The organism is Burkholderia sp. SIMBA_062, assembly GCF_046534765.1.
Lineage (GTDB): Bacteria > Pseudomonadota > Gammaproteobacteria > Burkholderiales > Burkholderiaceae > Burkholderia > Burkholderia ambifaria.
In genome coordinates this window covers 1-262 of sequence record NZ_JAWRYD010000356.1, presented here as the reverse complement: position 1 = coordinate 262, position 262 = coordinate 1, and the positions used below count along the sequence as shown (strand labels likewise).

The 262-nt window shown below is 63.0% G+C and carries 1 pseudogene; it reads left to right on the top strand.

Annotated elements, in window-relative coordinates:
- A pseudogene (locus SB786_RS36675) lies at nt 1–262 on the top strand (protocatechuate 3,4-dioxygenase subunit beta); the annotation flags it as partial.

Here is a 262-nt window from a genome sequence, read left to right as displayed (position 1 = left end):
CCATCAAGCCCGGCGCCTACCCGTGGGGCAACCACCACAACGCGTGGCGGCCGGCGCATATCCACTTCTCGCTGTTCGGCCCGAGCGTGCTGACGCGGCTGGTCACGCAGATGTATTTCCCCGGCGACCCGTTGCTCGAATATGACCCGATCTACAACTGCGTACCGGACACCTCGGCCAAGCAGCGTCTGATCGCCCGTTTCGACCTGGAAAAAACCATTCCTTCCTATGCCCTCGGCTACCGCTGGGACATCGTCCTGCG